Genomic DNA, 25,108 nt, shown 5'->3' with positions numbered 1-25,108 from the left:
GTCATTATATATCATTTGTTAAGCGCTTTCAATACTTTGTGATAGAATAGATTTCAGTTTCAAAAGTATTTTATAGAACAGCCGTTTCTGAAAGTAGTTTCAGAGAGGTATCTATTTTAAGTCATCTTTTCTAGACTGAAAAAGAGAGCTACTCTGCTCTCTCATTCATCACTTCACATATTTAAAAGGTATCTCACTACCACAGAGCCAGTTGTAGACTTGGTCATTGACAAATACATTCATGGCTTCATGAGCATACTCAGGCATGATGCGATAGGCCTTATCGCAAGTCAAACGATTGTAAATCGCAAACTGGGTAATAGGATAGCAAACATCATCGTCCAAGCCCGTAATCATCTTGACCTCACCCTTGATACGATGTGCAAGATTTTTCACATCGATATAGGCAAGGGTCTCCATGATTTCCTCTTCAGTTTCATGGAAGGGGTCGTGAAACTTGAAATAACGAAAAAGTTCGTCGTAAGCCTCGCTAGTATTCCCAATCTCAAGCACCCGTCTGAAGTCTGACAGGAAAGGATAGATGGCAACTGTTTTCTGAATTCGAGGATTGAGCGCTGTCGCAACCAAGGCTAGAGCCCCTCCTTGTGAGGCACCATAACTTGAAAGTCGATTCTCATCCACCTGAGGTAGACTGGCAATAATTTCAATCAACTGGTAAATATCCAGATAAACATCCTTATAAAAGAGGTGATCCCGACCTTCCACTGCACCACGGATAATGTGCCCTTTCACCGTATTTCCAAGAGGAGAACGCATTCCGTCTTGCGAATAGCCCGACTGGCCTCGAACGTCCATGGAAACAACACCGTAACCAGCTACGGTGAAGGCCAGCATGTCAGCCCAGTCCCAACCACGTCCCATATAACCATGAAAATGGAAGATTAGAGGAACTTTCCCCTCACTCTTTGGAAGAACGACACGTGCATAGACCTTGCCTTCATTTGTTCCTTCAAAGGTTAACTCATAGCACTTGACTTTGGGAATGTGGAAATCTCTTTCCTCCAACTGGTAGGCTGGAAGAGTTGAAACTTTTTTCACTTCCTCATCCCAGAAAGCATCAAAGTCTTGTGGAACCTCGTCCCTTCCTTTATAAGTCTTGATTTCTTCTAACAAAGCTGGATTTTTCATAACATGCTCCTTCATTTTTGTAATCGCTACCACCACTGTAGCATATCTAAGAAAGCAATGCAAGAAAGAAAAGCAAATAGAAAGTGATTTTAGATTCTTTATTTTTGGAATGATAGACTGAAAGTAGTTTTAGAAACAAAAAAGAGCATCCCTGCTCTTTCTTCCTTCTATTCAATCTTAGTTTTTACTTCTTTCTTTTGGAAAGTGGTTTGGTAATTTACTTTAATCGTTACTGTCATCTGAGAGTCCTCGTTTCTTTTTGATGACTCTAGTATAAGGGCCAAACCTGAAAGCTAGCTTAGACTTCTGTTTTACTCAAGCAGGTTTTCAAAAAGTCAAAGCACGATATACCAGTCTCAACCCAGCTTCAGGTCATGTTATGGATAAGACTGGAATGTCCTATCTAAAGACTGTTGCAAATGGGGTAGAGAGAAAAGGCTATATTGCGAACCTTATTTGTTATCAGATAAGCGGAGAAGACAGAGAATCTTAAAATTTATTGCTTATCCGCTGTTCTTATTTTTTATTTACTATTTCATTTATCCTCTTTTTTCCGAATAAATAGATAGAACCATTGAATCTAGCAAAATTAGATTTTAAAATATGGTATAATAGAAGGAGGGAATGGATGATTCTCAGACATCCGGGCATCAGCCCAACCAATGACTTGGTTGCTAAGAAAATTTTTAGCAATCCAGAAATCACTTGTCAATTTATTCGCGATATGCTGGACTTGCCAGCCAAAAATGTAACCATTTTGGAGGGAAGTAACATTCATGTCTTGCCTTCCCTGCCGTACTCGGCGCAGGATTTCTATACCAGTATAGATGTTTTGGCGGAGTTGGACAATGGGACGCAAGTAATTATTGAGATTCAGGTGCATCATCAGAATTTTTTCATCAATCGCCTGTGGGCTTATCTATGCAGTCAGGTTAATCAAAACCTCGAAAAAATTCGCCAACGTGAAGGTGACACTCATCAGAGTTACAAACATATTGCCCCAGTATACGCTATCGCAATCGTGGATAGTAATTACTTCTCGGATGATTTGGCTTTTCACAGTTTTAGTATGCGCGAAGACATGACAGGTGAGGTCTTAACCATCACAAACAATGGACAAGAAAACCATCTGGTCAAGATGGCGTTCTTGGAATTAAAAAAATACAAAGAAACCAGCAAAGACGAGGTTCGCAAGCCGTGGTTGGAGTTTTTCGGTAATAAACCCTTTACCCAGGAACCCGAGCGAGCCATCAGCCAGGCAGACCAACTGCTAGACTACAAGAGCTGGTCCGAGGAGGACAGGAAAATGTTTAGTCAACTACGTATGCGTGAAGAACAGGCATTATTGGCTCATGATTATGCCTTGGAAACTGCTAGGGCAGAAGGGATTGAACAGGGGTTGGAACGTGGTATTGAACAGGGACTGGAGCGTGGAAAAGTTGAAGGAAGTTTGTCTATGCTACTAAATCTAGTCCGTCAAGGTCTTTTGCCTTCTGAAGTTGCCAGTCAACAATTGGGCATGACTGTCGCTGAGTTTGAGGCATTGTTGTAAGACCAGCACTAACTGTCAAGAACATCATCTAGTCAAGATGGCATTTTTGGAATTAAAAAAATATAGAGGAACCAGCAAAGACGAGGTTCGCAAGCCGTGGTTGGAGTTTTTGTAAATCATTAAATCAATGACAGATTTTTCCGTAATAGATGGAAGAATCTGTTTTTTTAGTTATGCTAGATGTTGGCTCTGAAATATTAAGATATAGTGTATTGAAATAAGATATGAACAAAGAAATTAGGAAAGTCAAATTATAGTTAAATGAAATAAAAACTGAACAAATTGATCGCGGAATTCAAACTAATTTCTAAAAATATTTTAGAAAACTAGGTGTACTATTCCAGATTCAATCTACTATAATTTCTAGAATTTTTTTAGAATCCGCAGTGTGCTATTTTAGATTCAATAAATTGTGCTTTTAGAAACAAAAAAGAGCATTTCGCTCTTTCTTCCTTCTATTCAATCTTAGTTTTTTGCTTCTTTCTTTTGGAAAGTGGTTTGGTAATTTACTTTAATCGTTACTGTCATCTGAGAGTCCTCGTTTCTTTTTGATGACTCTAGTATAAGGGCGAAACCTGAAAGCTAGCTTAAGTTTTCCTTAGAGAAAGCTTAATCTAGATGTTCTTTCTTTTCCAGATGAAGGGCAATCATGCGCCACTCTGGATCCTCTTGCCAGCCTTCTATAGAACTAATGTAGCTAGCAACCTTTCTGGCTTCTTCTAAAATCGGAAAATCTTCGATAATATCAGCCACTTGAAACTCTGGAAGTCCTGACTGTCTGGTTCCAAAAATTTCACCTGAACCACGCATTTTCAAATCTTCCTCCGCAAGGACAAATCCATTGGTCGTTTCCGTCATGATGCGCATGCGGTCTTTCCCAGAATCCGTCTTGGGATTGGCAACGAGAACAGCATAGGACTGCTTATCTCCCCGACCGACACGACCCCTGAGCTGGTGGAGCTGGCTGAGACCGAAGCGATCGGCATCCATAATAATCATAACGGTCGCATTGGGAACGTTAACCCCGACCTCGATAACCGTCGTCGAAACCAAAATATCAGTCTTTCTCTCTTTGAACTCCTGCATAATCTGGTCTTTTTCATCACTCTTCATCTTACCGTGTAGAAGAGCCACTTCTGCCTTCCCTGCAAAATGAGCTGTCAACTCCTCTGATAAAGCAATAGCATTTTTCAAATCCAGAGCTTCTGATTCTTCAATCAAGGGAGATATGACATAGGCTTGTGAACCTTTTTGGATTTCTCCCTCTAACCAAGTCAAGACCTGAGGCAGTTGCTCATGCTTGATCCAGCGCGTCACAATAGGCTTCCGCCCTGCTGGCATCTGGTCAATAATGGAAACATCCATATCGCCAAAGGCTGTGATAGCCAAGGTTCGTGGAATGGGAGTTGCCGTCATCATGAGAACATCAGGATTGTCCCCTTTTTCCCGTAAAATACGCCTTTGCCCCACACCAAAACGGTGCTGCTCATCGATGATAATCAAACCAAGACGAGCATAATCCACCCCATCTTGTATCAGAGCATGAGTTCCGATAATCAAATCAGCCTCACCCTTGGCAATGGTCTCCAAGACTTCTCTTTTTTCTGCAGCTTTCAAGGAACCTGTCAAAAGAGCCAGTTTCAAGTCTGGGAAGAGACTCTTCAAACTCTCAAAGTGTTGCTCTGCTAGGATTTCTGTCGGCACCATTAGGGCAGCTTGATAGCCAGCTGTTACCGCCGCAAACATTGCCAAACCAGCGACCACAGTTTTTCCACTCCCCACATCACCTTGTAGGAGACGATTCATATGGTGGTCCGACTTCATATCAGTTAAAATTTCCTGCAAACTTTTTTCCTGAGCTTGAGTCAGGGCAAAAGGCAGGCTTTCCTTTACTGCTGTCACTTTTTCCTGAGACCAATCCAGAACCAGACCGCTTCCCTGAACTCTATTTTCAGACTTGAGCGTCTGTAACTGCATTTGAAAGTAAAAGAGTTCCTCAAACTTGATACGGCGAAGGGCCTGCTTGTATTCTCCCAGATCCTTTGGAAAATGCATAGCTCGGACTGCCTGACAACGGGACATGAGTTTGTATTTGTCCAGCAAAGACTGGGGAAGATTTTCCTCTATCAAGAGGTCCAGTCCCTGATCAAAAGCCGTCTTGATGGCCTTAACCAAACTGGCCTGACTGATTCCTTGAGCCAAACGATAGACAGGCTGGAGGTCATCTTCCACCTGAGCCAGGACCTTCATCCCTGTCAGACTAGCCTTGGCACGGTCCCATTTTCCAAAGACGGCAAGAGTTGCTCCCAACTCTATCTTATCAGCCAGATAGGGCTGGTTAAAGAAATTAACCGCAAAAACGACTTCTCCCTGCTTGAGGCTAAAACGCAGGCGATTGCGCTTGAAACCATAATACTGGACACTGGCAGGAGTCACAACTTGACCAGAAAGAACCGCCTTTTCACCATCCTCCAATTCAAGCACCTGCTTAGTCTTAAAGTCTTCATAACGGAAAGGAAAGTAGAACAAGAGGTCTTGCAAATTTTCAATTCCTAGTTTGGCGTATTTTTCTGCTGACTTTGGTCCCACACCAGGTAAGACATGCAAGGGTTGATGTAGATTCATGCTCCACTCCTTTCTTTTCTAATAATATTCTCTCGGAATGCGGTCGCTGAGAAGACAAACCACCTCATAGTTAATAGTCCCACGGTAGGTCGCTACCTGAGTAGCTGTGATTTCCTTGTTCCCGTTAGAACCAATGAGGGTGACTTTTGTTCCTAAGGGATAAAGCTTAGGCAGACGAATGGTGATTTGGTCCATCGAAACCCGCCCAACGATTGGGCAAGCTTGGCCATCTACCAAGACAGTAAAATTCTGCATGTCTCGTGTCCAACCATCCGCATAGCCGATTGGTACCGTCGCGATGACTTGCTCGCTATCCGCCTGATAAGTAGCTCCATAGCCCATGCAAGCTCCAGCTGGAACTGTCTTAACATGAACTAAAGCAGACTCCAAGGTCAAGGCTGGTTTCAAGTCATAGGGTAAGTCCAAAACCTCTCCGCTAGGATTAAGACCATACATGGCATCTCCCATACGGATCGCATTAAAAATAGTCTCTGCATGCCAAAGAGTCGTTGCCGAATTACTGGCATGAACCAGCTCTGGAAGACCTTTCATACTGGCCAAAATAGTTTTAAACCGTTCTAACTGGGCATTAAAGTAGTCATCTGATTCCTCGTCTGCAGTAGCAAAGTGGGTAAAAATTCCTTCAACACGAGCACCGTGTTGTTGGAGCAAAACTTGAGCCTGCTCAGCCTCACCGGCCTCTCGAAAACCAATCCGTCCCATTCCTGAGTCAATCTTAAGGTGGACTGTCAATCCAGTTAGGTCCGCTTCCTTATCTAAGAGTGCTTGAATCCACTCCAGTCCAGCCACAGTCAAGGTGATATCGTATTCTTTAGCAAGAGAAACAGCTTCTAGATCAGAAACTCCTAAAATGAGGATTTTCTTCCTGAGTCCAGCTTGTCTGAGTTCAATGGCTTCATCAATATTCGAAACGCAAAAGCCATCAACATCATCTTGAATAGCCGTCGCAACAGCAACAGCCCCATGACCATAGGCATTAGCCTTGACTACTGCAAATTTGAGCGTTCCTTGAGGGATATGAGCCCCCATTTGCTGAATATTTTGTCGAATAGCTCCCAGATGAATCAGAGCCTTGGTTGGTCTATGTGGACTAGTTTTCATGATTTTCCTCCAAAATGACACTGGCTGTCACAAACTGATCGGTGTGGCTGATAGACAGCCAAATCTTTCCTGAAAATGGTGTCTGACTAAAATAAGGCGCCCCGCGTTCATTGTTCAAGACTTCCAAATCCTGAAAACTGAGCTTGCCAATACCCGTTCCCATGGCCTTGGAAAAGGCCTCCTTAGCCGACCAGCGACCAGCTAAATATTCTATTTGCCTGCGCCCTTTAAGACTGTTAAACCGTTCCATTTCCTTAGCGGTCAGCACGCGCTTAGCAAATCCTTCATGTCGTGTAACTGCTCTTTCTATCGAAGCCAATTCTTCGATGTCAATTCCGTGTCCAACTATCATTCTCATCAAAAGGAGTTGAGATTCCCCCAACTCCATCCTTTTCACTTATTTTGTCAAAGTAGCATAAATTTCTTCTACCAAGGCCTCTGTATTTTCCCAACCTAGACAAGGGTCGGTAATAGAGCAACCAAAGACCTCTGGTTGGTTTTGACGACCATCTGCTAGGTAAGATTCAATCATAAAGCCTCGAACTATCTTTTTGATTTTCTCATTCCAATCACGATTCTGCAAGGTCTGACGAACAATTCGAATCTGCTCCATATATTGCTTTCCTGAGTTATCATGGTTGGTGTCAATGAGGATAAAGGGATTTTCAAGTCCCATGGCTTCATAGCGCTCAATGGCATTTAGCAAAGTTTCATAGTAAAAGTTAGGCTCATTTTTCCCATATTCATTAACTGCACCACGAAGGATGACGTGGGCCAAGGGATTTCCTGAAGTCTCAACTTCTTGACCATGGAAGAGGAAGGTCTGTTTGTTCTGAGCAGCATAGATACCGTTAAACATGACTCCAAGATTTCCTGAGGTTGGATTTTTCATCCCCACTGGTGCATCAATTCCTGAGGCCACAAAGCGGTGTTCTTGGTCTTCCACAGAACGAGCCCCAACAGCATGGTAGCTGACCAAATCATCTACCAAGACCAGATTTGACGGATAAAGCATCTCATCTGCCGTTGTCAAACCAGTCTCTGTAATCACGCGGTAGTGCAACTGGCGCACAGCCTGCAAACCGTTGATTAGACTTGGAGCCTTAGAAGTATCCGGCTGGTGAACTAAACCTTTATATCCATCCCCGTTTGTGCGAGGTTTAGCAGTATAAACACGCATAACCATGAAAATCTTGTCCGCCACCTTCTTTTGCAAGGCTGATAAACGGCGTGCATATTCCAAGACAGCCTCTTCATTGTCAGAAGAACAAGGACCAATCACCAAAAGGATCCGGTCATCTTCTCCTGAAATAATGTCTGCCAATTCTCTATCACGACGCTCCTTTAGTCGCAAGGCTTCCGCAGACAATTGGGTTTCTGCCTTGATTGCTTCAATATCGATTTCTTGACCTTTTTCAATAAATGCCATCTTATTCTCCTAACGTTTGGTAGATTTCTCTGACGAGGACTTCCGTATTCTCCCAGCCAAGGCAAGGGTCTGTGATAGACTTGCCAAATACTTCCGGTTCGTTTTGACGGCCGTCTTCTAGATAAGACTCAATCATAAAGCCACGAACGTACTGCTTGATTTTTTCATTCCAATCACGGTTAATCAAGGTCTGGCGGACAATTCTAATCTGGTCCATATATTGCTTACCAGAGTTGTCATGATTGGTATCCACAATGATAAAAGGATTTTCCAAGCCCATCTTCTCATACTGGGCAATGGTATCCATCAAATTATCATAGTAGTAGTTAGGAATATTCTTACCATACTCATTGATTGCTCCACGAAGAATAGCGTGCGAAAGCGGGTTCCCAGTTGTTTCCACTTCTTTTCCTAGGAAAAGGAAACTTTGTTTGTTTTGAGCAGCATAAATCCCATTAAACATAACATTGAGATTTCCAGATGTTGGATTTTTAAACCCAGTCGCGAAATCTGCTCCACTTGCCACAAAGCGGTGTTGCTGATCTTCAACTGAACGAGCACCAACTGCCATGTAAGAAATCAAATCATCCACAAGCGGAAGATTTTCAGGATAAAGCATTTCATCAGCTGTCGTCATACCTGTTTCCGTGATGACACGATAATGAAGATGGCGCACGGCTTTGATTCCATTGATAAGACTAGGCGCTTCTGTCGCATTAGGTTGGTGAATCAAGCCCTTATAGCCATCTCCGTTGGTACGGGGTTTGGCAGTATAAACACGCATAACCATAAAGATACGGTCTGCCACTTCTTCTTGTAAAGCTGCCAAACGCTTAGCGTATTCAAGAACAGCTTCTTCATTGTCAGATGAGCATGGCCCGATTACCAAGAGAATTCGTTGGTCTTCTCCACGTATAATGGCTTCTAGCTCTCTATCGCGCTGTGATTTTCTCTCCAAAGCTTGACCTTCTAATTTTGATAAGGCACGAACTTCTTCAATATTAATTTTAGGACTTTTTGCTGTAAATACCATAACTCATCTCCTTATAAATCAAACGGATACCAAGTAAAAATTTACTTTTCACAAGGTATCCGCCTCTAAACTATCTCATTTTATTGTCTTTTACCGTGACAGTTTTTAAACTTCTTACCAGAACCACATGGGCAAAGTTCATTCCGTCCAATCTGGCTCAAATCCAAATCTTCTGGGATATTTGCTTGGTGGGCAGCGATATTGCGAGTCGCTGTTGTACTGATATGGTGTTCTGCTTGTGGTCTTTCTTGTTCATGAATTTGGGCTTTCATCATCAAGCGTGTCACATCAAACTCAATCGAACCAATCATGTCATTAAACATACGGAAACCTTCTGCCTGATACTCAACAACAGGGTTGTTCTGAGCATAGCCACGAAGTCCAACTGCGTTACGCAATTGATCAAGGGCGTCGATATGATCTGTCCACTTGTTATCTACCACTCGTAGAATCAAGACTTTTTGGAATTCTTTAACTGCTTCTTCATCACGTAGTTTTGAAACCTGACTATCGTAAACCTTCAAGGCACGTTGGAAGAGTTCTTCCTTGATGGCTTTATCAGACAAGCCTGACAAATCTTCCATCGTAATAGAATCTTCTGGAAGCAAGTTGTACTTAGCAAAGTTCAAAATTGCTTCTAGTTTTTCATCTTGTTTGGCACGCGCATGACCATCAACGACACGACCAATTGTACGTTTGATCATAGCCTGAATTTCGGGTGCCAAGTCACGGTCTGCAGTGATGACATCGTAACGTTGAGCGTAGATAATCTCACGTTGTTCACGCATGACATCGTCGTATTGAAGGACTTGTTTACGAGTATCGTAGTTATTTCCTTCGACACGTTTTTGTGCTGCTTCAACCTGACGCGTCAACATACGAGACTCAATGGCCTCTTCAGACATGTTGAGACGTTCAAAGATCCCTTTCAAACGTTCAGAACCAAAACGTTTCATCAAATCATCTTCAAGAGATAGGTAGAATTGTGACTCACCTGGGTCTCCTTGACGACCTGAACGTCCACGAAGCTGATTATCGATACGACGGCTTTCATGGCGTTCTGTACCAATCACACAAAGTCCACCCAATTCGCGAACCCCTTCACCAAGCTTGATGTCGGTACCACGACCGGCCATGTTGGTTGCGATAGTAACAGCACCACGTTGACCAGCATTCATGATGATTTGGGCTTCTTTATAGTGGTTCTTAGCATTCAAGACTTCGTGAGGAACACCAGCTGCGACTAGTTTCTTAGAAATGTAGTCACTGGTTTCAACCGCTACTGTACCAACCAAGACAGGCTGACCTTTTTGGTAACGAGCCTTAACGTCTTCGACAACCGCCTTAAACTTAGCTTCGATACTTGCATAAAGAAGGTCTGAGTGGTCAATACGTTGAACAGGACGGTTTGTTGGGATTGGAATAACACGAATGTTGTAAATTTCACGGAATTCTTCTTCCTCAGTCTTACCTGTACCCGTCATACCAGACAATTTCTTGTACATACGGAAGAGATTTTGGTAAGTGATTGAGGCAGATGTCTTGGTTTCATCCTGAATTGGCACACCTTCTTTAGCTTCAATGGCTTGGTGCAATCCATCAGAATAACGACGACCTTCCATAGTACGACCTGTAAATTGGTCAACAATCAAGATTTCTTGTTCTTCGCTCACCACATAGTCAATATCGAGAAGCATGATGTAGTTGGCACGAAGGGCATTATCGATAAAGTGAGTCAAAGCTACGTTTTCGATATCATAGAGATTGTCAAGTTTGAAGTAGCTTTCCGCCTTGTCAATACCTGAATCTGACAAACCAATAGTCTTAGACTGCACATCGATGATGTAGTCGTCTTTGTCCAAAGATTTTACATAGTGGTCTGCCATGTGGTAGAGCTGACTGGTTTCAACTGCATTAGCACCTGATACGATCAAAGGTGTACGGGCCTCGTCAATCAAGATTGAGTCAACCTCATCGACCAAGGCATAGTTAAGCGGACGTTGTACCATGTTTTCAGCGCGAACGACCATGTTATCACGAAGGTAGTCAAATCCGATTTCTGAGTTGGTTGAGTAGGTAATGTCACACTCATAGGCTTCTTTTTTCTCCATTGGAGATTTGGCAGCCAAGTTAATCCCTACTGACAAGCCAAGCCAAGAGTACAATTCACCCATCTCAGTCGCGTCACGTTCTGATAGGTATTCATTGACCGTAACTACGTGAACCCCTTTACCTGAAAGGGCATTGAGGTATACGGGCATGGTCGCAGTCAAGGTTTTCCCTTCCCCTGTACGCATCTCTGGCACGTCACCATGGTGAAGAACGATTCCCCCCATGACCTGAACCTTATATGGGAAGAGTCCTAGGACACGTTTGGCACCTTCACGGACAACCGCAAATGCTTCATAAAGCAGTGAATCCAGTGATTCTCCATTTTGATAACGTTCTTTAAATTCAACTGTTTTTGCTTTTAGTTGGTCATCAGTCAAAGCAGCCATTTGGTCTTCGTATTTGAAAACCTTGTCAGCCATCTTTTCCAGACGACGGATTTCTCCTTTATCATTTTCGATAATTGTTTTTAAAATATTAGCCATGTTTTTCCTTACTTTAAATTCCGAATATTTTAGAATGTTCTTTTAATTTTAGCACAATTACTGATTATTTTCAAGGAAGAATCCCCATTTTGAAAAGGAAAAAGAGGCTAGTTTCCAAGCTAACCTCTCTGACTTTTATGATGCTTTAATTGCCAACAAAAATCGGCAAAATCGCAAATAGGATAAATAGATTTATCCAAAGAGAAAGACAGCAGATCAGTCCAAAAACAAAGAGACTGACTTTCTTGGACAGCAAGGCCATCAAAATGGACAGAATACCAAAAACTAGCAAGACTTTCTGTATGCTGAAGAGGTCAATCTTTCCCCCCAGAATCGGACTGCCCCAAGGAAGAAAGAAGAAAGCAATCCAGATCAACAGAACTAAACCAATATAAACCTTGGAATAGCGTGTAATAAATGATTTTAGTCGTTCCATAAGCCACCTCCTATTAAAAAACATATACATCAATACCTTCCACCCTTAGACTTCCCTAGTTCCCGTCTCAAGCGAAACATTTTTTTGAAAAAGATGTAGTCTAGCCAGTCACTGCCTAGAGATAGGACTATCAACAGCAACCAAACACCCCAAGCACTCATATCTGATTCATGGTTGAGAACAATAGGGAAAAATAAGAATGAAAAAATTGTCAGATCCAGACTAAACAGAGCTAAAAGGGAAAAATAAATCCAGTAGAAATAGTAGATGATAGGGAAAAACTTACCGTTTCTATCAGCATTGTCTATCCAATAGAAAAAGTAAAAACAAGGAAATAAGAGTATCAATTGATTAAACGACAGTTTCATTATCGACACCTCTCTTTGTTAGCGCTTTCTTTATCTTCATTCTATCAAAAAAATCTGGAAATGTCATTCCAGATTCTACTTTTTTATTTACGTTTTCTTGCGATGAGATGGATCGGTGTTCCCTCAAAGACAAAGGCCTTGCGGATTTGATTTTCCAAGAAACGCAGGTAAGAAAAGTGCATAAGTTCTTCTTCGTTGACAAAGATAACAAAGGTTGGTGGTTTGGTTGCCACTTGAGTCGCATAGAAAATCTTGAGACGTTTTCCTTTGTCTGTTGGTGTTGGATTGATGGCAATGGCATCCATAATCACATCGTTCAAGACAGCTGATGGAATACGTGTGTTTTGACTTTCACTGATTTGCTTAATCATCTCAGGCAGTTTATGAAGACGTTGCTTGGTCAAGGCTGATACAAAGATAATCGGTGCGTAAGGCAAGTATTGGAACTGCTCACGGATATCTTCTTCCCAGTTTTTCATAGTGTGGTTGTCTTTTTCAAGCGTATCCCACTTGTTAACCACGATAATCATTCCTTTACCGGCTTCATGGGCAAATCCTGCGATACGCTTGTCGTATTCACGGATGCCTTCTTCCGCATTGATGACCATCAAGACCACATCCGAGCGGTCAATAGCACGCATGGCACGCATGACAGAGTATTTCTCGGTATTTTCATAAACCTTACCAGACTTACGCATACCAGCTGTATCAATCATGGTAAACTCTTGGCCATCTGTATCTGTAAAGTGGGTATCAATGGCGTCACGCGTTGTTCCAGCAACTGGACTTGCAATGACACGGTCTTCTCCCAAGATAGCATTGATCAAGCTTGATTTTCCAACGTTTGGACGACCAATCAAGCTAAACTTAATGACATCTGGATTTTCTTCTTCATATTCATTTGGAAGATTTTCTACGATGGCGTCTAGCACATCCCCTGTACCGATACCATGGACAGATGAGATAGGTAGTGGTTCACCCAAACCGAGGGCATAGAAATCATAGATATCATTTCGCATCTCAGGGTTATCCACCTTGTTAACTGCGAGGATAACTGGTTTGTGGGTCTTATAAAGCTTACGGGCTACGTATTCGTCCGCATCGGTAATTCCTTCCTTACCAGACACGACAAAGACGATAACATCGGCTTCTTCCATGGCAATTTCTGCCTGGTGTTTAATTTGTTCCATGAAAGGAGCATCGACATCATCGATTCCTCCTGTATCAATCATGCTAAAAGAACGATTGAGCCACTCACCCGTCGCATAGATACGGTCACGTGTCACTCCTTCGACATCTTCTACAATGGAGATTCGCTCACCAGCGATCCGATTAAATAGGGTTGATTTCCCAACATTGGGACGTCCTACAATGGCAATAGTTGGTAGGGCCATAATTTCTCACTTTCTACAATAACTTCTTCTGTTCAAGATTTTTTCTAGTTGAGCTTGGTTCAGCTTGACCAAACTGTTCTGCTAGGCGTTGACTCCAGCTTGTGGTTGCACGCGCACCAGCATAGTCTGCCTGTACACGGTCGTAAGCCTCAATCGCATCAACTGTTTGTTCCTGATATTCTTCCTCAAATACCACCTGATTCAATGGCAAGCGAGGTTTGACTTCATGTTCTTCATTTGGAAGACCCAGTGCCATCCCAAAGACAGGGTAGGTGTAGTCAGGCAGGTTAAAGAGCTCTGCCACTTCTTCTGACTTGTACCGTACCAAGCCAATGATAACACCACCATAGCCCAAGCTTTCAGCTGCCAGCAGGGCATTTTGACCAGCAAGAGCTGCATCTACCGAACTAATCAAGAGACTTTCTACACCTTGTGGTTGGAATGAGTCAGTATGAAGTCGGGCTCCCTTTTCTGCTCGGTTCAAATCTCCGACAAAAAGAAGGAAAACAGCAGACTGGCGGATGGCTTCTTGAGGCACTAATTCATACAAGGCATCCTTCTTTTCTTGACTTCGCACTACAATCACAGAGTAGGATTGGAAATTCTTCCAAGACGAGGCCATTTGGGCTGCTGTCAGGATTTCAGTCAAGTCTTCCTGAGGAAGGGCTTGCTCCTTAAATCTTCGAACAGACTTATGAGCTTTCATCAGTTTAATCGTTTCTGTCATCGGCGGTTCACTCCTTCTAAACGAGTCTCCTCAGCCAAATAACGGATGCGTTCCATGACACGTCTGGCTTCCCAGGTTTCGTCATTTCCATGCTTCCCTTTAGCGAAATGTAGCTCCAATTCTTCAAAGTTGAAGTTGGAAGTGAAAAAGGTCGGTAAATTTTCCTGCATCCGATATTGGAGAATGACTTGTAGGATTTCATCCCGCACCCAAGCTGTTGATTGCTCGGCACCAATATCATCTAAAATCAGGACTTCAGAAAGCTTAATCTCATCCACCAAGTTCTTGACATTTCCATCACTGATGGCATTTTTGACATCAATGACAAAGCTAGGATAGTGGAGGAGAGTTGAGGAAACACCACGTTTTTCTGATAAATCATGGGCTAAGGCAGCCACCATGAAACTTTTACCCACACCAAAGTCTCCATACAAGTAAAGACCTTTTCGAATAGCTGGATATTGCTCCACGAAGGCTAATAGCTTTTCAAAAACTGGCAAGCGCCCTAAATCATCCAAGTCTACTTGAGCTAAGCTAGCTTTCTTGAGACTGGCTGGCAGATTGATTAACTTGAGACGGTTCTTAATAGCCGCTTCTTTTTCCGCTGCGATTAGTTCAGGAGTTTCTTCGTAAGAAACATCCGCATAGCCATGGTTCATAACCAAAATCGGTTTGTAGCCTTTGGCAATATAATCCGTATCCCCGCGGAGAAATTTGTCACGCTCGGTGATGTACTGATTAAACTTGGAGATACTGCGATTCAATTCCTCTGGAGTAAGGGATTTTTGCTGGATAAAGGCCGCAACATCAGGGTCCTTCATGATTTTCTGGACCAAATCTTGATAATGAAGACGGCTAGGTTGACGTTTGAGTACGTCTCCGACACTTTCCATCTAATCTCCTCCTTTTTCTAATCGAGCTAATAGTTCTTGTTTCTTACGTTCTAGTTCCAGACGAGTTTCCTCGCTGGTTTCATTCTTATAATCTGGATTGCTCCACTTGGGTACATTGGACTTGGTAGGACTGGGTTTACTGCTTTTTTGAGCCTGACTCTTCTGCCCTCGCTCACGGATCCGCAAAACTGCCTCTTCTGCCGAATGAATCTTTTGATAGGCATAATCATTAGCCACCTTCATGGCATATTTCTCATTGATGTTTGCCGAATCTACCTTATTAAAGGTCAACAAGAGAATGATATTGATGACTTCGTCCAGCAAACCCAAGCCAGCCATCTGTTGCAAGAGTTCTCTTTCTGTTTGGGTAATAGTTCCCTTGCGTGTTTGCTTGATTTCTGCCAAGAACTGCAGAGCAGTCTTACTTTTGGCTTCTTTAATAATAGTCGCTTCCTTAGGACTAAAGTCAGAGGAAACTGGTTTTTGAGCGATTTTTTCTCGCATGCGTTTGGTTGAAATAACCTGGGAAACAGCTGTTGACTTGGCCAATTGATAGGTCTCAAACCAGGTCCATTTCTTCTCCTCCGCAATGGCAAACAGGTTCAAAACATCTGACTGCTCATCCGCAAAACGAAGCCCATCTCGAGCCATCAGCTGACGAAAATGATCCAAGTCAAAATCATTGGCCACTTTCTTCTTGAGGCCAAGGTCTTCTTGACTTCCCAGTTCAGCCAAGTCTGGAAAGACTTGATTGAGTGAGACAGGTATTTCTTCTCCATCAGCACTTTCACCTTTCAAATCCTCCACCGCTGCATCGCCAATCTTTTTCTCCAAAAGTCTGCGATAAACAGGATGTTCCAAGAAGTCCTGACTCGAAAGAGGAGCATGGAGGGCTAGCTGATAAACGTCCCCCTTTTGATAGAGGGTCAAGAGATTAAAAGCAGATAGGATTTTTAAGGATTTTATCAGTCTATCCATCCCAAAGTTGAGATGGTTGAGAATGCTTGAAAAAAGGTATTCCTTTGTTCCATTATCCCAAAAACTAATGGTATAAAGATAAAGGCTCAGTGCCTCCTGACCGATAATCGGGAGGTAGCACTGTACCAGAGATGAGGTATCTTGCGACACCCGATTATTCTTTAGATAAGAAAAACGGTCAATTGGCTTCATTTATCTTTCCTTTTTCTTTTTAGAGGACTGGGTGATTTGTTGGAGCAGGCTCTCTAACTCACTGACATCCTTAAAACTACGATAGACACTGGCAAAACGTACATAGGTAATCTCGTCCAACTCAGCCAACTCCTCCATGACGAGTGAACCAATGTCCTCACTTTGAATTTCATTTTCATTTCGACCACGGAGTTTCTGTTCGATACGATTGACTACCATGTTGATTTCATCACTTGACACAGGACGTTTCTGGGCTGAGCGGATAATCCCATTAAAGATTTTATCTCTGGAGAATTGTTCCCGTGTGCCATCTTTTTTAACAACCACTAAGGTTCTTTCTTCTACTCGTTCGTAGGTTGTAAAACGGTGTTGGCATTCATCGCACTCACGTCTTCTACGAATAGTGTTCCCTTCTTCTGCTTGGCGACTATCGATAACACTTGACTTGGTAGCCCCACATTTTGGACAACGCATCCTTTCCCTCCTTATCGTTTTCTTTTCATTATACCATTTTTTAAGCGATTCCCAAAACAATTCTTCTTTTTGCTTGACAAGTTTTTTGTTTTGTTGTATTATTTAATTAAGACAAAGAGATAACGGAAAGGAGAACAAGATGTCCTGGACATTTGACAATAAAAAACCCATTTATTTACAGATTATGGAGAAAATCAAGCTTCAGATTGTTTCCCATACACTGGAACCCAATCAACAACTTCCAACCGTGAGAGAGCTAGCTAGCGAGGCCGGGGTCAATCCCAACACCATCCAAAGAGCCTTGTCAGACCTCGAACGAGAAGGATTTGTCTACAGCAAGCGCACAACTGGACGATTTGTGACTGAGGATAAGGAGCTAATCGCCCAATCGCGCAAACAACTATCAGAAGAAGAATTGGAACACTTCGTTTCCTCCATGACCCATTTTGGCTATGAAAAAGAAGAACTACCAGGCGTAGTCGGCGATTATATTAAAGGAGTTTAAGCCTATGTCATTACTAGCATTTGAAAATGTATCCAAATCTTATGGAGCAACCCCAGCCCTTGAAAATGTTTCTCTTGACATTCCAGCTGGAAAAATTGTTGGTCTCCTTGGACCAAACGGCTCAGGGAAAACAACCCTGATTAAACTAATCAATGGCCTCTTACAACCAGATCAAGGACGCGTCCTCATCAACGACATGGACCCAAGCCCAGCAACCAAGGCTATCGTAGCTTATTTGCCGGATACGACCTATCTCAATGAGCAAATGAAGGTCAAAGAAGCCCTCACCTACTTTAAGACCTTCTATAAAGATTTCAATCTGGAACGTGCCCATCATCTACTTGCAGACCTCGGCATTGATGAAAATAGTCGTCTCAAGAAACTATCAAAAGGAAACAAAGAAAAAGTCCAACTGATTTTGGTTATGAGCCGTGATGCTCGTCTCTATGTTCTAGACGAACCCATTGGTGGGGTGGATCCAGCAGCCCGTGAGTATATCCTCAATACCATTATCAACAACTACTCCCCAACTTCTACCGTTTTGATTTCTACCCACTTGATTTCTGATATCGAGCCAATCTTGGATGAAATTGTCTTCCTCAAAGATGGAAAAGTCGTCCGTCAAGGAAATGTAGATGACATTCGCTATGAGTCAGGTGAATCCATTGACCAACTCTTCCGTCAGGAATTTAAGGCCTAAGCAAAGGAGATTATTATGTTTTGGAATTTAGTTCGCTACGAATTTAAAAATGTTAACAAGTGGTATTTAGCCCTCTACGCTGCTGTGCTAGTCCTTTCCGTTCCTCTGGGAATGCAAGGACACTACTATTCTTATGTATCTTTCAAAGATAGCCAACCTTTCCTATTTGTCTTTCTAGCTCTCGTCTTTGGTGGCTTGATAATTACACTTGGGATTTCAACTCTTTTCTTGATTATCAAACGCTTCAAAGGTAGTGTCTATGACCGCCAAGGCTATCTGACTTTGACCTTGCCAGTTTCTGAGCACTATATCATCACAGCTAAATTAGTCGGAGCCTTCACCTGGTCTATACTTAGCTCGGCTGTACTGGCTCTAAGTGCTTTTCTTATTGTGACTATAACGGTTCCAGAATGGATGTTAAATTATGACTTGATTCCACTTCTAGGAACATACCTTCCTCAACTCTCTCTTGTGGGGTTATCCCTCCTACTAAATACCATTTCCAGTATCCTTTGCATCTACTTGGCTATTTCCATTGGACAACTTTTCAACGAATACCGCACAGCACTCGCTATTGCAGCCTACATTGGGATCCAAATCGTCATTGGCTTTATTGAAGTCTTCTTCAATACCAGTGCGAACTTCTATGTCAATTCACTAGCAGGATTTAATGATAATTTCTATATGGGAGCAAGTACATCCATTATCGAGGAACTCATTTTCATAGCTATCTTTTACCTCGGAACCTACTACATCTTGAGAAATAAGGTTAATTTGCAATAATTTTAAAGTCTAGCGGCAATAACTCGCTAGGCTTTTTTCGACCTCAGGATTTACATTTTTATATGAAGTATTTTATAAAAAGGAGTATAATGACTTTAAAACTAATTACATGTATATCGATAAGGAGGTCAACTCTTTATGCTGAAAAGATTTGTTACTAAGAAACACCTCGTACTTTACTTCTTTTCTATTGCCATTACTTGGCTGGAAGCGATTATCACACCAGCCCTTGTTCAGAATATTGTTGCCAGTTTTACCAATCAAGAACTAGGCCTTCTTTGGAAAGTTTTGATTTTAGGAATCCTTGGTAATCTCATCCTCTTACTAGGTTTGGCTGGGAAACGCTATTACTACGCCCGTTTGATTACTGACTTCAAATATGGAATCAAGAGTGCTATTTTCAAGCGATTTTTAAACAGTTATGAGATTGATGAAAAGGATATTTTGTCTGACCTAGAAAACGACGTCAAGCAACTAGAAGAAAGCTATATTGAGTCAACGGTCATCATCATTTCTTCTCTTGGCTTCACAACCGTATCCATTCTCTATGCCCTATGGACCAATTTTTACCTGGGCTTGATTTTCATCCTCTTCTACTCCTTTCCTGTCCTCTGCAGTGCTATCGGATCAAAGCGTTTGGATTCACTTTCTGAAAAGCGGTCAACTGTTAACCAGAGCTACTTAGCAAGCTTGACAAATTTTATTGGCGGTAGCCAACAAATTCGCCATTATCAGGGGCAAGACTACTTTTTTACTCGCTATCAAAAGCAATTACAAACCAGTCTTGATACCGAAATTAACTATGAAAAGCAACGAACTTTAAACAGTCTCTTGATCAATAGCATCGATGCCTTTTGTTCTGTCACACCAATCGTCATCGGTGGCTTTATGACCTACTATAATTATTTAGATGCGGCGAGTTTTGTGGCCATCTATCTAGTTTCCCATAATATCGGCTATCAATTCCAAGAGTTGGCTTATTTTACTAACACCCGAAAAGCGACTCGAAGTCTTCTCAACAAATACCAAAAACTTTTGAATCAGTCTGATCCTATCTCGCCTAGAAGCATAGAAAACATTTTCCCTATCCAGCTTAACACCATCTCCCTAGAAAAAGATGGAAACAGCCTCCTGTCTCCGATTTCCATGCACATCAAGCAAGGAGAAAAAATTGCCATTATCGGCGAAAGTGGCTCTGGTAAAACAACCCTGCTCAATATCATTCATGGAGAAGAGATACCAACAAGTGGACAGATTAGCTTTGCTGGTCAGAACCTGTCACGTCAAGAAATCACGGGCATTAGTTCCTATATCCTCCAAGATAGCCATTACTTTGACACGCTCTCTCTGGAAGACAATATCCTTCTAGGACTGGATAAAAGTCCAGAGACTTTGAATCATATACTCAAAAAAACAGGATTAGAACATTTGAAAAATCGCCCCCTCAGCAACGACAGTCTGTCTGGTGGCGAGAAACAACGCCTAGAAATCGCCCGCGCCCTCTACCATGATAGCCAACTCATCTTAGCCGATGAGATTAAGGCCAATCTTGACTCGGAAAATAGCAGAAAAATTAGCGACTTGCTCTTCTCCCTACCTCAAACAGTCATTGAAATTATTCACCACTACACGGAAGAAGACTTAAAACACTATGACCAAGTCATTCACTTAAGCAAAGAAAAGTAATACTCTATAACATACGATTTAAAAAAGCAAGGAACTCAAATTCCTTGCTTTTTAACTCAATATCAAACTGGCTACGATAGGGCTGACAAAGACATAGAGAATACCGGTGACACCGATAGCCAAACCACCCATGGCTCCTGCTACAGAGCCGTATCGAAAGGCAGTTCCTGTTCCAACTGCGTGGCCTGTTCCTCCAAGGGAAAGTCCGACTGCTACTGGGTCGTCAATCTTCAACCACTTCAAAAGGGTTGGTCCAATCACACTGGTTAAAATCCCAGTCGCCACTACAACAACCAAGGTCACGGTCGTCAAGCCTTGTAATTTTTCTGTGATCCCCACTGCCATGGCGGTTGTCACTGACTTAGGAAAGAGAGAAATGGCTAGGAAAAAGTCCATGCCAAAGATTTTAGCTACAAGGGCTGTGAAAGAGGTATTGACCACTACCGCTAGCAGACTACCAAAGAGAATACTGCGAGCATGGTGCTTCATCAAGTGAAAACTCTTGTAAAGCGGAATCCCTAGAGCCACGGTCGATGGGACAATCAAGTTATTCAGATACACCCCACCTTGGTAATAATCTTGATAAGAAATGCCCGTTACTTTTAAAAAGATGATAATGAAAACAGCTGACAAAAGCAAGGGTGTTGTCAATGGATGGGGGAAGCGTCTGTAAATCAGCATTCCCACTAGATAAGCTAGGATAGACAGGGCAAGCCCAAACAGGGGATTGGAAACAAATTCACTCATTTGGCATCTCCTTTCTCATAATCTCCCTCAAATCGTCGTTTGATAAACTGAACCACCAAAGCAATAAGTATAATATTGATAACAGCTGCAAAAAAGACAATCAAAACAATGGGCAAAAGATAGGGAGCAATCACATCAAACTTTTCCATGATTCCCACTGCTGGTGGCAAAAAGAGAATGGTCATATTGGCCAGCAAAAAATTCCCCACCATGTTGACATGCCTGGTTCTCAGCCACTTGAATTGTAGGGCTAGAAAGAGAATAATCAAACCGATAATACTGCCTGGGATGGGCAAATGAAAGAAACTGGAAATCCCCTCTCCGATTAGAGAAATCACAAAGAGAATCATTAATTGAACATATAATTTCATCCTAAACTCCACGAAATAGACTTCTTGCATACCAGTTTACTCTTTTTTCAGAAAATTTCAAGGAAATACACAAGAGTCATTAAAAATTAGAGAGGAAAGGGGATACAAACAATTCTTGACTTGTGAAAACAGGCATGATTTAGGATAAAAGATGCCAGCGTCTTTCTTGCCAGCTCTTTTGAAAAGTAGTATAATTATTGCATGCGCAATCATCTTGTGATACAGAGACTGTTCGAGAATGGACATTCTTCTATGCTATAACTCTAAAAAGAAAGGAGATACTATGACCTATTTGGAAAAATGGTTTGACTTCAATCGGCGTCAGAAAGAAATTGAAGGCCTCTTAGAAGAGACCATCGCCCAGCAGAGCGAGCAAAGTCTGACTTTGAAAGAGTTTTACCTGCTCTACTATCTGGATTTGGCCCAAGAAAAATCTCTACGACAGATTGACCTGCCAGATAAACTTCATCTGAGTCCGAGCGCTGTTTCTCGGATGGTGGCTCGCTTGGAAGCTAAAAATTGCGGTCTACTCAGTCGCAGGTGCTGTGATCAAGATAGGCGCTCTAGCTTTATCTGCCTGACAGGTGATGGGCAAAAGACACTGGCCACACTACAAAAGGCTGTCGAAGAAAGCTTGGAAACTGGTTTGGATTTCTTGATTTAAGATGATTTTAGAAAAAAAGTTGCGTGCGCAATCATTTTTCTTGACATTCTCTTTTACAAGGAGTAAAATAAAGTCATCATTAAACAAAGGAGTTTTTAAAATGATTGAAATTACCTATCTAGATGCCAGCAAGAACGAAAGAACTGTGACTTTCGAGTCTTATGAAGATTTTGATCGTTCACAACAAGCTTGCCTTATCGGCGTCGCAGACTACTACCCTGTCCAAAAATTGACTTATAACGGTCATGATTTGGACTACCATGGGACTTATGGAGATATCTTCTTCTATCTCAAGAAACAAGATTTAAGCCAATATAACTAAAAAAGGAGAAATACAATGGCAAAAGCAATTACAGATGCAACATTCGAACAAGAAACAAAAGACGGTTTGGTCTTGGTAGACTTCTGGGCAACTTGGTGTGGTCCATGTCGTATGCAAGGTCCAATCTTGGATAAATTATCTGAAGAACTTTCAGAAGATGTCTTGAAAATCGTTAAAATGGACGTTGATGAAAATCCAAACACAGCTCGTACCTTTGGAATCATGTCTATTCCAACACTTCTCTTCAAAAAAGACGGCCAAGTGGTAAAACAAGTTGCTGGTGTGCACACAGCAGAACAAATCAAGGCCATCGTTGCTGAATTGAGCTAATCATATTAGAGACCAAGTACTTTCTTTGGTCTCTTTTTTCTTGCCCTTTGCCATTTTTCAAAAAATATGCTAGACTGTAGATAGAATATTACGATGTTTGGGACATGCCATCGCTAAAAAAAACCTCTACTTGGTATTTTTTAGCTCCCTCAAGGGAGCTTTTTGCGTGCTCTGAACATTTCCCATTTTGGAAGGAGTACTATGAAACGTCAATCAGCCTTGGTCGTCTTTAGTGGCGGTCAAGATTCTACAACCTGCCTCTTTTGGGCTAAAGAACACTATGAAACGGTCGAAGCCGTTACCTTTGCTTATGGCCAGCGCCATCATCTCGAAATTCAAGTTGCTGAAGAAATCGCTAAGGAACAAGGCATTCGTCATCACATCTTAGATATGTCTCTGCTGGGGCAAATCACTGAAAATGCCTTGACCTCTGATTTGAAAATCGAGCAAAAAGAGGGAGAGGTTCCCAATACCTTCGTTGACGGTCGCAACCTCCTCTTTCTATCCTTTGCGGCAGTTCTTGCTAAGCAGCGAGGCATTAAAGACATCGTGACAGGTGTCTGCGAGACAGACTTCTCAGGCTACCCCGATTGTCGAGATGTCTTTGTCAAATCCCTTAATGTCACCCTCAACCTTGCTATGGATTACGACTTTGTTATCCAAACACCTCTCATGTGGCTAGACAAGGCTGAAACTTGGGAATTAGCCGACCAACTCGGTGCCTTTGACTATGTTCGTGAAAAGACCTTAACCTGCTACAACGGGATTATCGGAAGTGGCTGTGGAGATTGCCCAGCCTGCCACCTACGTCAGCATGGCCTAGATGTTTATCTCTCACAGAAAGGAGAGGCTTAATGTTTTTTGCACCCAAAGAAATCAAACAGGAAACTGGGGAGTCTCTTGTCTACAACCCCCACAGAACCTTGGTATCAAAAGAGTTCACTTTCGACGCTGCTCACCACCTCTTTCACTATGAGGGAAAATGCAAATCACTGCACGGCCACACTTATCATCTGCAAATTGCTGTCAGTGGATTTTTAGATGAGCGTGGCATGACCTACGATTTTGGAGACATCAAAGCTATCTACAAGAACTACTTAGAACCCCACTTGGATCATCGCTATCTCAATGAAACTCTGCCTTATATGAACACGACTGCCGAAAATATGGTTTACTGGATTTTCCAAACCATGAATCAAGAGTTGCCAGATGAACGCGGTCTTCGTTTGGAATACGTTCGCCTCTACGAAACTCCGACTGCCTTTGCAGAGTTTAGACGGGAGTGGTTAGATGACTAGGGAACGTGTCCTCAAACTACCAGTTCTGGAAATTTTTGGCCCAACCTTTCAAGGTGAAGGTCGTGCTATCGGGCAGAAAACCATGTTTGTCCGCACTGCTGGTTGCGACTACCACTGCGACTGGTGCGACTCTGCCTTTACTTGGGATGGTTCTGAAAAACCAACTCGCATGACAGCTGACGAAGTCATTGCTGAATTAGACAAGCTAGGGAGCTACGACTACGTTACCCTGTCTGGGGGAAACCCTGCTATCCTAGCAGCCAATATGGCTGAACTGGTCACTAAGCTCAAGGAACGCGGTGTCACTCTGGCTGTTGAGACTCAAGGATCCCGCTGGCAAAATTGGTTAAAAGACATCGACCAGGTCACTCTCAGTCCCAAACCTCCTTCATCCAAGATGGAAGTCAACTTTGAAACCTTGGACTTTATCGTTTCTCAATTGGATCCAGATAAAGTCACCTTTAAAATCCCTGTCTTTGATGATATTGATCTAGCCTTTGCTAAAGGGATTCAAGAACGCTACCAACCAGATGTTCTCTTCTTATCAGCAGGAAATCCTGAGCCCAAGGCCACAGGAAATATTGTCCAAGACCAACTGGACCGCCTCAAAGAACTCTGGGAACGCGTCGCTGCTGACGATAGCTGGGGCAATGTCCGCGTCCTTCCTCAACTGCATACTCTCCTCTACGACAACCAACGTGGTGTTTAATACTCTTCGAAAATCAAATTCAAACTA

General features: G+C 42.4%; 27 protein-coding genes and 1 pseudogene. 12 read left to right on the top strand and 16 right to left on the bottom strand.

Features of this window, described 5'->3' with window-relative positions; all coding sequences use genetic code 11:
- Positions 1 to 168: 168 nt before the first annotated feature.
- Positions 169 to 1,149 (bottom strand): acetylxylan esterase, encoded by a 981-nt coding sequence (locus JQ841_RS03920; protein WP_203180168.1) that lies wholly within the window; start codon positions 1,147 to 1,149, stop codon positions 169 to 171.
- Between the two features lie 286 nt (positions 1,150 to 1,435).
- Between JQ841_RS03920 and JQ841_RS09920 the strand changes: the two are divergent.
- Both JQ841_RS09920 and JQ841_RS03915 read left to right on the top strand, forming a co-directional pair.
- Positions 1,436 to 1,642: pseudogene (locus JQ841_RS09920) on the top strand (GNAT family N-acetyltransferase); the annotation flags it as partial.
- Between the two features lie 135 nt (positions 1,643 to 1,777).
- The gene (locus tag JQ841_RS03915; RefSeq protein ID WP_203180167.1) at positions 1,778 to 2,701 is read left to right on the top strand and encodes an Rpn family recombination-promoting nuclease/putative transposase; all 924 of its coding nucleotides are present in this window, start codon (positions 1,778 to 1,780) and stop codon (positions 2,699 to 2,701) included.
- Positions 2,702 to 3,310: 609 nt separating this feature from the next.
- Here the strand turns inward: JQ841_RS03915 and recG are convergent.
- From recG to nrdR, 13 genes are all read right to left on the bottom strand, one after another.
- Complete coding sequence (recG, locus tag JQ841_RS03910; RefSeq protein WP_203180166.1) at positions 3,311 to 5,326, bottom strand: ATP-dependent DNA helicase RecG; 2,016 nt, start codon at positions 5,324 to 5,326, stop codon at positions 3,311 to 3,313.
- Between the two features lie 18 nt (positions 5,327 to 5,344).
- Positions 5,345 to 6,448, bottom strand: coding sequence for an alanine racemase (gene alr / locus JQ841_RS03905; protein WP_203180165.1), 1,104 nt, complete (start codon positions 6,446 to 6,448; stop codon positions 5,345 to 5,347).
- Entirely contained in the window at positions 6,438 to 6,800 is a 363-nt protein-coding gene (gene acpS / locus JQ841_RS03900; RefSeq protein WP_203180164.1) for a holo-ACP synthase, read from the bottom strand. The genes alr and acpS overlap by 11 nt, the downstream gene beginning before the upstream one ends.
- A gap of 45 nt (positions 6,801 to 6,845) precedes the next feature.
- The gene (locus JQ841_RS03895) at positions 6,846 to 7,877 is read right to left on the bottom strand and encodes a 3-deoxy-7-phosphoheptulonate synthase (RefSeq protein ID WP_049502447.1); all 1,032 of its coding nucleotides are present in this window, start codon (positions 7,875 to 7,877) and stop codon (positions 6,846 to 6,848) included.
- 1 nt (position 7,878) lies between these two features.
- The gene (locus JQ841_RS03890; protein WP_203180163.1) at positions 7,879 to 8,910 is read right to left on the bottom strand and encodes a 3-deoxy-7-phosphoheptulonate synthase; all 1,032 of its coding nucleotides are present in this window, start codon (positions 8,908 to 8,910) and stop codon (positions 7,879 to 7,881) included.
- An 80-nt stretch (positions 8,911 to 8,990) separates the two neighbouring features.
- Positions 8,991 to 11,504 (bottom strand): preprotein translocase subunit SecA, encoded by a 2,514-nt coding sequence (gene secA / locus JQ841_RS03885; protein WP_070526829.1) that lies wholly within the window; start codon positions 11,502 to 11,504, stop codon positions 8,991 to 8,993.
- A 145-nt stretch (positions 11,505 to 11,649) separates the two neighbouring features.
- Positions 11,650 to 11,940, bottom strand: coding sequence for a hypothetical protein (locus JQ841_RS03880; protein ID WP_203180162.1), 291 nt, complete (start codon positions 11,938 to 11,940; stop codon positions 11,650 to 11,652).
- A 29-nt stretch (positions 11,941 to 11,969) separates the two neighbouring features.
- On the bottom strand, positions 11,970 to 12,308 hold the full coding sequence (locus JQ841_RS09915; RefSeq protein WP_238395592.1) for a hypothetical protein: 339 nt from the start codon (positions 12,306 to 12,308) through the stop codon (positions 11,970 to 11,972).
- An 83-nt stretch (positions 12,309 to 12,391) separates the two neighbouring features.
- Positions 12,392 to 13,702, bottom strand: a complete 1,311-nt coding sequence (gene der, locus JQ841_RS03875; protein ID WP_001207696.1) for a ribosome biogenesis GTPase Der — start codon at positions 13,700 to 13,702, stop codon at positions 12,392 to 12,394.
- 13 nt (positions 13,703 to 13,715) lie between these two features.
- The gene (locus JQ841_RS03870; RefSeq protein WP_203180161.1) at positions 13,716 to 14,429 is read right to left on the bottom strand and encodes an NADPH-dependent oxidoreductase; all 714 of its coding nucleotides are present in this window, start codon (positions 14,427 to 14,429) and stop codon (positions 13,716 to 13,718) included.
- Entirely contained in the window at positions 14,426 to 15,322 is an 897-nt protein-coding gene (gene dnaI / locus JQ841_RS03865; RefSeq protein ID WP_203180160.1) for a primosomal protein DnaI, read from the bottom strand. Before dnaI ends, JQ841_RS03870 begins: the two co-directional genes overlap by 4 nt.
- Positions 15,323 to 16,492, bottom strand: a complete 1,170-nt coding sequence (locus tag JQ841_RS03860) for a DnaD domain protein (RefSeq protein ID WP_203180159.1) — start codon at positions 16,490 to 16,492, stop codon at positions 15,323 to 15,325. It lies immediately after the preceding gene.
- A complete protein-coding gene (gene nrdR / locus JQ841_RS03855) occupies positions 16,493 to 16,966 on the bottom strand; it encodes a transcriptional regulator NrdR (protein ID WP_001203672.1) in 474 nt (157 codons plus the stop codon).
- A 139-nt stretch (positions 16,967 to 17,105) separates the two neighbouring features.
- On the opposite strand from nrdR, the gene JQ841_RS03850 reads away from it, so the two are divergent.
- The 4 genes from JQ841_RS03850 (at position 17,106) to gggC (ending at position 20,640) form a co-directional block, all read left to right on the top strand.
- Positions 17,106 to 17,471: a GntR family transcriptional regulator gene (locus tag JQ841_RS03850; protein WP_000119149.1), complete on the top strand. Its 366-nt coding sequence runs from the start codon at positions 17,106 to 17,108 to the stop codon at positions 17,469 to 17,471.
- Between the two features lie 4 nt (positions 17,472 to 17,475).
- Positions 17,476 to 18,171, top strand: a complete 696-nt coding sequence (locus JQ841_RS03845) for an ABC transporter ATP-binding protein (RefSeq protein WP_000054197.1) — start codon at positions 17,476 to 17,478, stop codon at positions 18,169 to 18,171.
- 15 nt (positions 18,172 to 18,186) lie between these two features.
- Positions 18,187 to 18,954, top strand: a complete 768-nt coding sequence (locus JQ841_RS03840) for a hypothetical protein (RefSeq protein ID WP_203180158.1) — start codon at positions 18,187 to 18,189, stop codon at positions 18,952 to 18,954.
- 138 nt (positions 18,955 to 19,092) lie between these two features.
- Positions 19,093 to 20,640 carry a streptosactin export ABC transporter GggC gene (gggC, locus tag JQ841_RS03835; RefSeq protein WP_203180157.1) on the top strand — a complete coding sequence of 516 codons (1,548 nt, stop codon included), beginning with the start codon at positions 19,093 to 19,095 and terminating at the stop codon, positions 20,638 to 20,640.
- A 51-nt stretch (positions 20,641 to 20,691) separates the two neighbouring features.
- Here gggC and JQ841_RS03830 read toward each other — a convergent pair whose 3' ends face one another.
- Entirely contained in the window at positions 20,692 to 21,387 is a 696-nt protein-coding gene (locus tag JQ841_RS03830; RefSeq protein ID WP_001288952.1) for an LrgB family protein, read from the bottom strand.
- Complete coding sequence (locus tag JQ841_RS03825) at positions 21,384 to 21,758, bottom strand: CidA/LrgA family protein (protein ID WP_000781325.1); 375 nt, start codon at positions 21,756 to 21,758, stop codon at positions 21,384 to 21,386. Before JQ841_RS03825 ends, JQ841_RS03830 begins: the two co-directional genes overlap by 4 nt.
- 283 nt (positions 21,759 to 22,041) lie before the next feature.
- Between JQ841_RS03825 and JQ841_RS03820 the strand changes: the two genes are divergently transcribed.
- The 6 genes from JQ841_RS03820 to queE all read left to right on the top strand — a co-directional run bounded on the left by JQ841_RS03820 (position 22,042) and on the right by queE (position 25,081).
- On the top strand, positions 22,042 to 22,422 hold the full coding sequence (locus JQ841_RS03820; protein ID WP_049523933.1) for a MarR family winged helix-turn-helix transcriptional regulator: 381 nt from the start codon (positions 22,042 to 22,044) through the stop codon (positions 22,420 to 22,422).
- Positions 22,423 to 22,522: 100 nt separating this feature from the next.
- Positions 22,523 to 22,744: a DUF4649 family protein gene (locus JQ841_RS03815; protein WP_000570255.1), complete on the top strand. Its 222-nt coding sequence runs from the start codon at positions 22,523 to 22,525 to the stop codon at positions 22,742 to 22,744.
- Positions 22,745 to 22,759: 15 nt separating this feature from the next.
- Complete coding sequence (gene trxA / locus JQ841_RS03810) at positions 22,760 to 23,074, top strand: thioredoxin (protein WP_061452791.1); 315 nt, start codon at positions 22,760 to 22,762, stop codon at positions 23,072 to 23,074.
- A 201-nt stretch (positions 23,075 to 23,275) separates the two neighbouring features.
- A complete protein-coding gene (gene queC, locus JQ841_RS03805) occupies positions 23,276 to 23,929 on the top strand; it encodes a 7-cyano-7-deazaguanine synthase QueC (protein WP_203180156.1) in 654 nt (217 codons plus the stop codon).
- Positions 23,929 to 24,372 (top strand): 6-carboxytetrahydropterin synthase QueD, encoded by a 444-nt coding sequence (gene queD / locus JQ841_RS03800; protein ID WP_000464573.1) that lies wholly within the window; start codon positions 23,929 to 23,931, stop codon positions 24,370 to 24,372. Before queC ends, queD begins: the two co-directional genes overlap by 1 nt.
- The gene (queE, locus tag JQ841_RS03795) at positions 24,365 to 25,081 is read left to right on the top strand and encodes a 7-carboxy-7-deazaguanine synthase QueE (RefSeq protein ID WP_203180155.1); all 717 of its coding nucleotides are present in this window, start codon (positions 24,365 to 24,367) and stop codon (positions 25,079 to 25,081) included. Before queD ends, queE begins: the two co-directional genes overlap by 8 nt.
- Positions 25,082 to 25,108 lie beyond the last annotated feature (27 nt).

This window comes from Streptococcus mitis (assembly GCF_905187535.1).
Lineage (GTDB): Bacteria > Bacillota > Bacilli > Lactobacillales > Streptococcaceae > Streptococcus > Streptococcus mitis_BS.
This window is presented reverse-complemented; position numbering and strand designations above follow the sequence as displayed.